This window comes from Mesorhizobium sp. M8A.F.Ca.ET.057.01.1.1, from assembly GCF_003952565.1.
Taxonomy (GTDB): Bacteria; Pseudomonadota; Alphaproteobacteria; order Rhizobiales; family Rhizobiaceae; genus Mesorhizobium.
The window spans coordinates 5,899,547-5,911,443 of sequence record NZ_CP034454.1; the positions used below are offsets into that span (position 1 = coordinate 5,899,547).

Sequence of the window (11,897 nt, forward strand, 5' to 3'; positions counted from 1 at the left end):
TTCGCCGCCGCCATCAAATGAGATGGCGTGATGATCGATGAGAACATATCATGAACAAATGAGCGTTCTCACCATTCGTGAAAAACTGGCAATCCTGTCCGACGCCGCCAAGTACGACGCCTCCTGCGCCTCGTCGGGTTCCGCAAAAAAGGATTCGCTGAAGTCCGGCGGCATCGGCTCCACCGAAGGCATGGGTATTTGCCATTCCTACGCGCCGGACGGCCGCTGCATTTCGCTGCTGAAAATACTGCTGACCAATTTCTGCATCTACGACTGCAGATATTGCATCAACCGCTCGTCGTCGAATGTCCGGCGCGCCCGCTTCGGCATCGACGAGGTGGTGAAGCTGACCATGGATTTCTACCGGCGCAATTATATCGAAGGCCTGTTCCTGTCCTCGGGCGTCATCCGCTCGCCTGATGAAACCATGGGCGAAATGGTCGAGGTGGCGCGGCGGCTACGGCTGGAGGAAAAATTCTCCGGTTATATTCATCTCAAGACCATACCCGAGAGTTCGGCGGAGCTGGTGGAGAAGGCCGGGCTTTATGCCGACCGCTTGTCGATCAATGTCGAGTTGCCCACGGATGAGGGCGTGAGGAAACTGGCGCCGGAAAAGAGGCCGGAGACAATCCGGCTTTCGATGGCCAACCTGCGCTGGAAGATGGAGGAGAAAGCCGAGCCGACGCTGCGGACCAAAAAACGCGAACGCTTCGCCCCGGGCGGCCAGTCGACGCAGATGATCATCGGCGCGGACAAGACCTCCGATGACGGCATCTTGCACACCAGCGCCCGGCTTTATGGCAGTTACCACCTGCGGCGCGTCTATTATTCGGCCTTCAGCCCGATCCCCGATGCCTCGTCGTCGCTGCCGCTGCGGAAGCCGCCGCTGATGCGTGAACACCGGCTCTACCAGGCCGACTGGCTGATGCGCTTCTACGGATTTTCTCAACCGGAAATCCTGGCCGGCAGCAGCGATGGCATGCTCGATCTCGCTATCGACCCGAAGCTTGCCTGGGCGCTGCGCAACCGGGGACGCTTCCCCGTCGACGTCAACCGCGCCGAGCGCGAGGCGTTGCTGCGCGTGCCCGGCCTGGGAACCAAGGTGGTGGCGAAGATTCTGGAAACCCGCCGCCACCGGCGGCTGCGGCTCGAGGATGTCGGCCGGCTCTGCCATTCGATCGCCAAGCTACGGCCCTTCATCATCGCCGAAGGCTGGTCGCCAGGCGCGCTCACCGACAAGGCCGGCCTGCGCGGTCAGATCATGCAATCCTGCGAACAGCTGGCGCTGTTTTGACCATGCGGCCAGCAGAGCTCGACCTCGCCCGCTACACAGTTTGGCTTGAAAGCCAGACCGATTTCGTCGGCTGGCGCGACGCGGCTCGGCGGCTGGCGCTGAATGAGGTCAGACCCGAGGACATCGGCTGGCATGTCGCAGCCGGTTCCGACCGGCCGCAAAGCGATTTGCCTGACGTGCCCGAGGGCGCGCAGCTCGTTGTGCCGCGCGATTTCATCGATCACACTGAAACCGCCTTCTGCCATTGCGACCCCGGCCGTTTCGCCTTCCTCTACCGGCTGTTGTGGCGGCTGCGCACGGAACCCAAGTTGCTGGCGATCGCATCGGATCCCGATACCAGGCGGCTCGAGGCGATGGAAAAGGCGGTGCGGCGCGACAGCCACAAGATGCATGCCTTTGTCCGCTTCCGGAAGATCGGCGATGGCGAGGATGAACGCTATGTCGCCTGGTTCGAGCCCGAACATTTCATCGTCGAGCGCAACGCGGATTTCTTCGTCCGACGTTTTACCGGCATGCGCTGGACGATCCTGACGCCTTACGCCTCCGCCGACTGGGACGGTGAAAGGCTGGCGATCGGACCGGGCGCCGCCAAGGCCGACGCGCCTGACCAGGACGACACCGAAGCGCTGTGGCGGACCTATTTCGCGAACATCTTCAATCCGGCGCGGCTGAAGGTGAAAGCCATGCAGAAGGAGATGCCGAAGAAATATTGGCGGAACCTTCCCGAGGCCTCGCTCATTCCTGACTTGATCGCGGGAGCGGACAAGGCCGCCAAGGATATGATTGCCAGAATGCCGACAACGCCCGCGCCGCACCACGCCAAGGTGCAGGCAAAGCATTGGCCGAAGGGTGAGCCGGCCGCACCGGAAGACGATGATGCCAGCTCGATTTCCGAGTTGCGCGAAGCCGCCAAGGGTTGCCGCCGCTGTCCGCTTTGGCGCGATGCGACGCAGACCGTGTTCGGTGAAGGGCCTGACAATGCCAAGGTGATCTTCGTCGGCGAACAGCCTGGCGACCAGGAGGATCTCGCCGGCAAACCTTTTGTCGGCCCCGCGGGCAAGGTGTTCGATGCGATCTTGGACGATGCCGGTGTCGACCGACTGAAGGTCTATGTCACCAACGCGGTCAAGCACTTCAAATTCGAGCCACGCGGCAAACGCCGCATCCATTCCAAGCCGAATGCCGGCGAGGTTCAGGCCTGCCGCTGGTGGATCGACAGGGAGTTTGACCTGATCAAGCCGAACCTCGCCGTGGCGCTCGGCGCGACGGCCGCGCTGTCCCTGCTTGGCAAGGCGATCCCGGTGACCAAGATGCGCGGCCAGGTGATCGAACGCGAGGACGGGTTGCGCGTCTTCATCACCATCCACCCCTCCTTCATCCTGCGCATCCGGGATCACGCCGATAAAGATGCCGAACGTGAGCGGTTTTTGCAGGATATGAAGCAGGTGAAGCGGCTGATGGCCGCTTGACTGCCCTTCTAACGAACGAGAATTGCCCTCAAATCATTCACATTCGTACCGGTCGGGCCAGGCACGAAGAGATCGCCGACAGCATTGAAGGCCGTCCAGGCATTGTTGCCGGCCAGCATTGCCTTGGCATCCACACCCGCCGCCCGCATGCGCGAAACGGTCGAGCCGTCGGCGAAGGCGCCGGCATTGTTTTCGGAGCCATCGATGCCGTCGGTATCCGCGGCAAGGGCGTGAATGCCTTCCACACCATTGATGCCGATGGCGAAGGCGAGCAGGAATTCCGAATTGCGGCCACCTTTGCCCTTTGCCCGCAAAGTCACGGTGGTCTCACCACCCGAAAGGATCAGCACCGGCTTTGGGAAGGGCCGATTACGCGTCGCCACTTCGCGGGCGATTGCCGCATGGACGCCGCCGACCTCGCGTGCTTCGCCTTCGATGGCGTCGGAGAGGATGAAGGCTTCGACGCCTTGCCGCCTCGCTTCAGCCGCCGCCGCTTCCAGCGACACACCGGCCGAGGCAATCAGGTGCACCTCGTTGCGCGCAAAGCGCTGATCGTCGGGATCTGGTGCGTCGGCCGCCGGCGACCGGATGTGCGCCATGACCGCGTCCGGCAGTTTCATGCCATAGGCGGATATCGACGCCAGCGCGTCTTCACGGCTGCCAGTGTCGGGAACGGTCGGGCCGGACGCCACCAGGGCCGGATTGTCGCCGGGAATGTCGGAGACGACCAGCGATACCACCTTGGCCGGCCATGCGGCAGCGGCCAGCCTGCCACCCTTGATGGTGGAGAGATGCTTGCGGATGGTGTTCATCGCCGCGATCGGCGCCCCGGAAGCAAGCAGCGCCTCGTTGACGGCGATTTCGTCGGCCAGAGTCAGGCCGGCGGCCGGAGACGGCAGCAGGGCCGAACCGCCGCCGGAAATCAGCGCCACGACCAGATCGTCCGCTGTCAGCCCTTGCACCTTCTCCAGCAGCCGCCGCGAGGCCTCAAGCCCGGCGGCGTCGGGCACCGGATGCGCGGCTTCGATGATCTCGATGCGCTCGCATCTGGCACCATAGCCATAACGGGTGACGACCAGCCCTTCGATCAAGCCGTCCCAAACCTTCTCGAAGGCCGCCGCCATCTGCGCCGAGCCTTTGCCGGCGCCGATGACGATGGTGCGGCCCCTGGGTCTGGCCGGCAAATGGTCGCGGATGGTACGCTCCGGATCGGCGGCGGCGACAGCGGCATTGAAGATCGCGGTAAGAAAAACCTTATCGGGCACGGTCATTCGGGGTCCGCGGACAATGCCAATTCGCGCCTGTCGATGCCCAGGTGATCGCACAGCGCATCGACCACCACGCCATGATCCTGGCGCTCCGGCAGGCCGGACACTGCGATGACGCCGATGACACCAGCACGCTTGACAGCGACCGGGAAGCCGCCGCCGGCGAGCACATAGTCCGCAATATCCAGCCCCTCGCCGATCTTGAAGGTGCGGTCGGGACGCTGCTGCTCCAGAACCAGACGGTAGCTGCTTTTGAGGTAGCGCTTGACGACATTGATCTTGCGCCGCGCCCAGTCGGGATTGGATGCATTCGACCCCGGCATGGCGGCATAGAAGAGCGGCCGGTCGAAAGTCCTGATGTCGACGATGACAGGCAGCTTCTCAGCCAGCGCGCGGTCGCGGATCGCCGAACCGAGCTTGAAGGCGACGGCCTCGTCGAAGGCCGTAAAGACAAGGGTCTCTTCCTGTTTCTTGATCAGCGCGATGTCGTCAGCAACGGTCATGTCGTTCCCCTGTCAACTTCGCCGCACGCTTTGACCGATGGCTGCCGCCGGGTCAAGCAGGCAACACACCGCAGCCCTAAATTGCGATGTCGCTCTTGGCCGCGCGGCCCGCAACATAGACCTCGCGCACGGCGCGGTCGTCGCCAAGGGTCTGCAAGAGAAACAATTCCTGCGCCAGCGTCTCGACCGTTTCCATCCTGAGCCGCATCGCCGGCGTCGCCCTGGCATCGAGCACGACGATGTCGGCATCGGTGCCTTCTTCCAGCGTGCCGATCTTGTCCGCGACCGACAGCGCCTCGGCATTGCCGCGGGTGATCTGCCAGAAGGACTGGAAAGGGTTAAGCTTCTCGCCGTTCAGCGCGATCACCTTGTAGCCCTCGTCCATGGTGCGAAGCATCGAATAGTTGGTGCCGCCGCCGACATCGGTGGCGGCCGCTATGCGCAACGGCTTGTCACGGCGGCGAAAGCGCTGATAGTCGAACAGGCCCGAGCCGAGGAACAGGTTCGAGGTTGGACAGAACACCGCCACCGAACCGCTGTCCGCCAGCGCGTCCGCCTCGCGCTCCGACAGATGGATGCAGTGGCCGAAAAGGCTCTTTTTGCCCAGCAGCCCATAGTGCTCGTAAACGTCGGTGTAGTCGCGCGACCAGGGAAAAAGCTGTTGCGTAAAGGCGATCTCGGCTTGGTTTTCCGACAGATGCGTCTGCATGTGCAGGTCGGGATGTTCGCGGCAAAGCGCGCCGGCCATCTCCATCTGTTCCGGTGACGAGGTGATGGCGAAGCGCGGCGTGATGGCATAGTGCTGCCGCCCCTTGCCATGCCACTCCCTGATCAGCGCCTTGGTGTCGTCATAGCCGGTCTGCGGCGTGTCGAGCACGCCTTCGGGTGCATTGCGGTCCATCATCACCTTGCCGGCGACGTTGAGCATGTCGCGCGCATGCGACTCGGCGAAGAAGGCTTCGGCCGAGGCCTTGTGCACCGAACAATAGGCGGCAACCGTCGTGGTTCCATGACGCACCGTCTCGTCAAGAAACAGACGCGCGATGCGGCGGCCATGCTGCGCGTTGGCGAATTTTGTTTCCTCGGGAAAGGTGTAGGTGTTCAGCCAGTCGAGCAGTTCGGCGCCATAGGACGCGATGACCTGCATCTGCGGGAAATGCACATGCGTATCGATGAAGCCCGGCAGCAGCAGATGCGGCCGATGGTCGTTCTTTTTGACGCCCTCCCCGGCCTGTTTTCGACATCGGCGTAGGCGCCTGATGCTACGATCCTGCCGTCGCTTATCAGCAGGCCGCCGTCCTCCTCGTAGCGCCAGGCTGAGTGGTCGCCGACGGTTTGCGGCCAGCGCACGAAGGACAGGGTGCGGCCGCGCAGAAGTGTCGAAATCATGCTTATTTCCCCGCGCCTTCGAACCAGGCGACCAGCAGCGCCCGTTCCTTGTCGGTGATCTGGCTGACATTGGCGGGCGGCATGGCGTGGCTGCGCCCGGCCTGCAGATAAATCTCGCGGGCATGGTCGGCGATGCCGGCGTCGGTGTCCAGCATCACGCCCTTGGGTGCGTGATAGATGCCCTCGTAGACCGGCTCGGCCGCATGGCACATCGAGCAACGGCCGAGAACGGTGTCGCGCACAGCCGGGAAATGCGCCGAGGCGATATAGACCTGCGCCGAGGTGGACACCTTCGGTTCACCGGTCAGCACCTTCGGCACGGTCGACAGCCAGATGATGACGATGAACAGGATAAGGGCGCCGAGCCACGTCCAGTGCGGGTTGCCGGCACGCTTGTGCACGGTGTTGAAATAGTGGCGAATGAGGACGCCGATGATGAACACCAGCGAGGCGATGACCCAGTTGAACTCGGTCCCGAATGCCAGCGGATAGTGGTTCGACAGCATCAGGAACAGCACCGGCAGCGTCAAATAATTGTTGTGGAGCGAGCGCTGCTTGGCGATCTTGCCGTATTTCGGATCCGGCTTGCGGCCGGCGATGAGGTCGGCGACGACGATCTTCTGGTTGGGAATGATGACCATGAAGACATTGGCCGACATGATGGTCGCGGTGATGGCGCCCAGATGCAGGAAAGCGGCGCGGCCGGTGAACAGATGCGTCAGCCCCCAGGCGATGAAGACCAGCACGCAATAGAGCACCAGCATCAGGCCGGTGTCGCTTTCGCCAAGCGGCGAGCGGCACAGGAGATCGTAGACCACCCAGCCGACGCCGATCGTGGCCATCGACAACAGGATGCCGACCGGCGCCGACATCGGCAGCACATTGGGATCGATCAGGAACAGATCGGCTCCGGCGTAATAGACCACGCACAGCATGGCGAAGCCGGACAGCCAGGTGGCATAGGATTCCCATTTGAACCAGGTCAGGTGCTCGGGCATCTCGGCCGGCGCCACCAGGTATTTCTGGATATGGTAGAAGCCGCCGCCATGCACCTGCCATTCCTCGCCGAAGGCGCCGACAGGCATGCCGGGCCGCTGGCGCAGGCCAAGATCGAGCGCGACGAAGTAGAAGGAAGAGCCGATCCAGGCGATGCCGGTGACGACGTGCAGCCAGCGCACGGCGAAGCTCAGCCAGTCCCAGAAAATCGCGAAATCCATCATTGAAATCGTCCCTGCCGATCCGGTGACTTTACGGTGTGGAGCGCAAACGAAAAGAGGCGAGGTGTACGATGACTTTCAAAAAAAAATGGAAAATACTAGGCTGATCGCCGAAAACCGGCGAAGGTGCTGCGCATGGCCTATCTCGACAACATCGCCGTTTTCGTCCGCGTCGTCGAACTCGGCAATCTGTCGGCGGCCGGCCGCGACATGCGCATTTCGCCGGCGGTCGCCTCCAACCGCATCAAGGAACTGGAGAAGCATCTCGGCGTGCGGCTGTTCAACCGCACCACCCGGCAATTGATGCCGACAGAACATGGAACTGTTTTCTATTCCGGCGCCAAACAGGTTCTGGAGGCGATCACCGAGGCGGAAGCGGCTGTCTCGGCGCTGTCCGGCCAGCCGCGCGGCACCATCCGCGTCACCGCACCGCTCGGCCTCGGACGCCGGCTGGTGGCCTCGGGCATTCCCGATTTCCACGACAAATATCCCGATATCGAGGTGCGGCTCAGGCTCTCGGACCACAATGTCGATATCATGAAGGAAGGCATCGACGTCGCCTTCCGGTTAGGGATCATCGAGGATTCCAGCCTTCGGATGCGCGGCATCATGGAATGCGAACGCGTGCTGGTCGCCGCACCCAAATATCTGGAGGCGCGCGGCGAGCCGATGGAGCCGCAGGAATTGATCGGCAGGAAGCATGACTGCCTGATGCTGCGCTATTCCGGCGCGCGCGAATATGTCTGGACCTTGCAAACGCCCACAGGCCCGCAGAAATTCGAGGTGCATGGGCCCTATGACACCGATGATGGCGACGTGCTGACCGGCTGGGCGCTGTCAGGTCGCGGCATCATCAACAAGCCGCGCTTCGAGGTCGAGCCGTTCATCCGCGACCAGCGACTGAAGGTGATCCTGACCAGCACCCCGCCGACTCCGGTGCAGTTCGCCGCCGTCTATCCGCACAAGAAGCTGCAGGACCCCAAGGTGCGGCTATTGCTCGACTTCATGGCCGAGCGTTGCCAAAGGCTGATCAAGGATATTCTGGCGGGCAAGTGAGGGGCGGTCGCGTTGCTACGGGATCGGCCGAAGGCCCGCGACTTCGTCATCCACGGGCGGAGCGACGCGAAGCGGAGCGCAGACCCGAGTATCCATTCCGTGACTTTCGCCGTAAAGTGCAACGGAGCAGAATTCTGCACCGTGGCAGCGCCTTGACGTCGCGGCATGGATCCTCGGGTCTGCGCGACGCCGCTTCGCGGCTGCTCCGCCCGTGGATGACGACGCGGCGGATGTTTCAGCTAATTTCGAGGTGTTTGAGAGCCAGCCGGAAACGTGACTGCTGGTCGGCACATGGCCGGCGGTTGGCCCAGCGCCAGCGGTTGCCATTGGGGCATGCGGCGAACATAGTTCCCGCATGCCTTCCCCCAGGAACCATCCATGACCGACGGCGCCACAACGCATCTCGCCGCTTCGCTCAACATTGCTCTCGCAACCGGGCAAGCGCTCACTTTCAGCGATCTGGCCGGCTTCGCCCGGGAGGCCGAGGCGGCGGGGCTGGACATGATCATCCTCGACGACTCCGCGCCGCATGGCGCCGCGCCGAGCAGCCTGTTCGAGGCGACCACGCTTGTCGCCGCGCTGGCGACCATGACCGAAAAAATCGGTCTCACCGCCACGGCATCGACTATCGCCCACCAGCCCTACAATCTGGCGCGCCGCTTTGCCTCGCTCGACATGATCAGCCATGGCCGCGCGGGCTGGAACGCGACGCTGGCGCAGACACCGCGAGAGGCCGCCAATTTCAGCCGGCCCGACGGGTTTTCAGCCGATGATTTTCGCCGCCGCTCGGAGGAATATATCGGCATCGTTCAAGGGCTCTGGCAGGGCTGGGACGCGGACGCGCTGCTGTTCGACAGGGACGGCGGCCGCTTCCATGATTCGCAAGGGATGCACCTGCTCGACCACAAGGGCGAGTTCTTCTCCGTGCGCGGGCCGCTGAATGTCGCCCGGTCGCCGCAGGACGCGCCGGTGCTGGTGCTGTCCGGTCTCACCGAAGGCGACCTCGACTTTGCCGCCCGCACAGCCGATGTCGTTCTGCTGGACGAACGGGCGGCGGCAGAAGACAAGGCGTGTCATGGTGATCTGAAGCGCCGGGTTTCCGCCTGTGGGCGCGAGCCGGATGCGGTGAAGATACTGGCTGATATCTCGCTCACCGCTGACGGCGTCAGCGGGCTGGCCGACAGGCTGGAAGAAAAATCCCGCTCTAAGAGCTGCGACGGCTTCAACATCCGCTTGCCGGCGCAGCTTTCGGTGTTCGACGATTTGATCGATCGTGTTCTTCCGGAGTTGCGGCGGCGCGGGCTGCTTCGAGAAAACCATCCCGGCACCACCTTGCGCTCGCATCTCGGCCTTGCCGGCGGAGGTGACCAATGACCGCGCAAATGAAGCTCGGCGCCTTCCTGTGGGCGACGGGCCATCACATCGCCGCATGGCGCCACCCGAAGGCGCATGTGAAAGCTGGCATCGACATCGATCACTACATCGCGCTGGCGCGCACGGCTGAAGCGGCGAAGTTCGACATGATCTTCTGCGAGGACGCCGCCGGCCTGCGCGAGGCCAATGTCGACATCGCCAGCCAGACGTCGCGCTCGATTGGCTTCGAGCCGATCAGCCTGCTTTCGGCGCTGGCTGTCCAGACCAGCCACATCGGCCTCGTTTCCACCGCGTCGACAAGCTACAATGAGCCTTACGGACTGGCGCGGACCTTCCTGTCGCTCGACCATCTGAGCGGCGGCCGGGCCGGCTGGAATCTGGTCACGTCGGCCAGTCCGATCGAAGCCGCCAATTTCGGCGCAACCGGCCTCAAGCCTCATGCCGACCGCTATGAGCGGGCGCGCGAGTTCGCCGAGGTGGTGACAGGGTTGTGGCGCGGCAAAGCAGGCCATGACGGACAGAGTTTTTCGGTGCGCGATCCGCTCGACCTGCCGCGCTCGCCGCAAGGCGCGCCTGTCATGGTCCAGGCCGGCGCTTCCGACGTCGGCCGCGACCTCGCCGCCCGCACCGCCGACGTGGTGTTCACGGCGGCACAGACCTTCGAGGAAGCGAAGGCCTTTTACGACGACCTCAAAGGGCGCGTGGCGGCGTATGGGCGTGAACCCGATGACATCAAGATCATGCCCGGTGTCGCGCCCGTGGTGGCGGAGACCGAAGCCGAGGCCCGCGAAAAATTCGAGGAATTGCAGGAATTGATCCCCGACGACGTCGGCGTAGCCCTGCTGTCCAGCTATCTCAGCATCTCCGACCTCTGGCGCCATCCGCTCGACGGTCCACTGCCCGAATTGCCCGAGAGCGAGGGCATGAAAAGCCGGCAGGCTCTGGTCGTCGAGCAATCGCGCCGCGATGGCCTTTCCATTCGCCAGCTAGCGCGGCATTTCGCAGGCGCGCGCGGCCATTGGCGCATCGTGGGAACCGCGGCCCAGGTCGCGGACGAGTTGCAGGCGCGGTTCGAAGGCGGTGCCGCCGACGGCTTCAACGTCATGCCGTCTTATTTTCCCGGCGAACTCGATGCCTTTGCCACGCTGGTCGTGCCGGAACTGCAGCGGCGCGGCCTGTTCCGCAAGGCGTATGACGGCGCCACGCTGCGCGCGCATCTCGGCCTCAGGCGACCGAGCTAGCCGGCCGTCACCCTGTCATGCGGAGCGTGACGCTCTGCGTTCGAGGCCGCATTGTGGACGACCAGCGCCGTCATGATCTCGGCGGCGGCGAGCGCGGCAATAACCGGCGGACGCTTGTCCTTGACGGCTTCGCCGCCGATCGGCGAGACGAGGCGGGCGAATTCGGCCTCCGTGCCGTCGGCCGATTTCAGGAACCAGTTCCTGAAGGTCGCTTTCTTGGTCTTCGAACCGATCATGCCAACATAGGCCGCGTCGTCGCGTTTCAGCGCTTCGGCGACGATCAGGAAATCGAGCGCGTGGTCATGCGTGAGGACGGCGAAGGCGGTGCCGGCCGGGGCGTTGCGCAGCTCGGCCTCGGGCATCGGCGTCAGCCGCGTCTCGACGGTTTCCGGCATGCCTTCCAATGCCTCGGCGCGGGTCTCGATGACGACGCCATGCACGGGAAGAAGTGCAATCGCCGACGCGAGCGCCTGGCCGACATGGCCGCCGCCGAAAATATAGACATGCGGCAGATGCGCTTCCTCCGATTCAGCGTGCGCCATCAGCTTTTCCTCGATTGTGCCGTCGACCAAGCGGATCAACACCTTGACCCGACCCCCGCAGCACTGGCCGATTTCCGGTCCGAGCGGAACGTCGAGCGTGACGCCAGCTTCGTCAGCGTCGCGCTGCCCCTCACCCTTACCCTCTCCCCGTAAGGACGGGGAGAGGGGGTCGCCGGCGTTACGGCCGCTTCCCTTCTCCCCGTCACTATACGGGGAGAAGGTGCCGGCAGGCGGATGAGGGGCGGCGCCGACATCGGCAAACTCGCTGAAAGATGCGGAGCGCAAAGAGCCCAGCATCTGCCGCGCCTTATCGATCGCCATATATTCGAGCTGACCGCCGCCAATGGTGCCGAAAATCTCCGATGCCGAGACAAGCATGAACGCACCGGCCTCGCGCGGCGTCGAACCCTTTGCCGCCGCAACTTCGACAAGCGCGACCCGACCGGCATGGTCGAGAAACACTTTCAGCTCTTGAACCTTCGAGTTCATCGCCTGCACTTCCATCCAGGAAATATAGTATTTTTCGGCGCGATTTGCACGTTTT

General features: G+C 63.5%; 9 protein-coding genes and 1 pseudogene. 5 read left to right on the plus strand and 5 right to left on the minus strand.

All coding sequences use genetic code 11. The features are described 5' to 3' along the window. Positions 1-58 precede the first annotated feature (58 nt). Positions 59-1,294, plus strand: coding sequence for a putative DNA modification/repair radical SAM protein (locus EJ077_RS27980; RefSeq protein WP_208697927.1), 1,236 nt, complete (start codon positions 59-61; stop codon positions 1,292-1,294). A 2-nt stretch (positions 1,295-1,296) separates the two neighbouring features. After that, the gene (locus EJ077_RS27985) at positions 1,297-2,763 is read left to right on the plus strand and encodes a UdgX family uracil-DNA binding protein (RefSeq protein ID WP_208697929.1); all 1,467 of its coding nucleotides are present in this window, start codon (positions 1,297-1,299) and stop codon (positions 2,761-2,763) included. An 8-nt stretch (positions 2,764-2,771) separates the two neighbouring features. Here the strand turns inward: EJ077_RS27985 and EJ077_RS27990 are convergent, their stop codons facing one another. From EJ077_RS27990 to EJ077_RS28005, 4 genes and pseudogenes are all read right to left on the minus strand, one after another. Next, positions 2,772-4,034: a glycerate kinase type-2 family protein gene (locus EJ077_RS27990; protein WP_208697931.1), complete on the minus strand. Its 1,263-nt coding sequence runs from the start codon at positions 4,032-4,034 to the stop codon at positions 2,772-2,774. Continuing rightward, positions 4,031-4,534 carry a heme-degrading domain-containing protein gene (locus EJ077_RS27995; RefSeq protein WP_208697934.1) on the minus strand — a complete coding sequence of 168 codons (504 nt, stop codon included), beginning with the start codon at positions 4,532-4,534 and terminating at the stop codon, positions 4,031-4,033. The genes EJ077_RS27990 and EJ077_RS27995 overlap by 4 nt, the downstream gene beginning before the upstream one ends. 76 nt (positions 4,535-4,610) lie before the next feature. Further along, positions 4,611-5,923 (minus strand): annotated as a pseudogene (gene guaD / locus EJ077_RS28000) (guanine deaminase). Between the two features lie 2 nt (positions 5,924-5,925). Then, complete coding sequence (locus EJ077_RS28005; protein WP_208697936.1) at positions 5,926-7,143, minus strand: urate hydroxylase PuuD; 1,218 nt, start codon at positions 7,141-7,143, stop codon at positions 5,926-5,928. 132 nt (positions 7,144-7,275) lie between these two features. Between EJ077_RS28005 and EJ077_RS28010 the strand changes: the two genes are divergently transcribed. The 3 genes from EJ077_RS28010 to EJ077_RS28020 all read left to right on the plus strand — a co-directional run bounded on the left by EJ077_RS28010 (position 7,276) and on the right by EJ077_RS28020 (position 10,811). After that, complete coding sequence (locus tag EJ077_RS28010; protein ID WP_208697939.1) at positions 7,276-8,196, plus strand: LysR family transcriptional regulator; 921 nt, start codon at positions 7,276-7,278, stop codon at positions 8,194-8,196. 378 nt (positions 8,197-8,574) lie between these two features. Next, the gene (locus tag EJ077_RS28015; protein ID WP_208697941.1) at positions 8,575-9,570 is read left to right on the plus strand and encodes an LLM class flavin-dependent oxidoreductase; all 996 of its coding nucleotides are present in this window, start codon (positions 8,575-8,577) and stop codon (positions 9,568-9,570) included. Then, positions 9,567-10,811 (plus strand): LLM class flavin-dependent oxidoreductase, encoded by a 1,245-nt coding sequence (locus EJ077_RS28020; RefSeq protein ID WP_208697942.1) that lies wholly within the window; start codon positions 9,567-9,569, stop codon positions 10,809-10,811. Before EJ077_RS28015 ends, EJ077_RS28020 begins: the two co-directional genes overlap by 4 nt. On the opposite strand, the gene xdhC is transcribed toward EJ077_RS28020, so the two are convergent. Continuing rightward, a complete protein-coding gene (gene xdhC / locus EJ077_RS28025) occupies positions 10,808-11,842 on the minus strand; it encodes a xanthine dehydrogenase accessory protein XdhC (RefSeq protein WP_208697943.1) in 1,035 nt (344 codons plus the stop codon). The two genes, EJ077_RS28020 and xdhC, sit on opposite strands and share 4 nt — an antisense overlap. Positions 11,843-11,897: the final 55 nt, after the last annotated feature.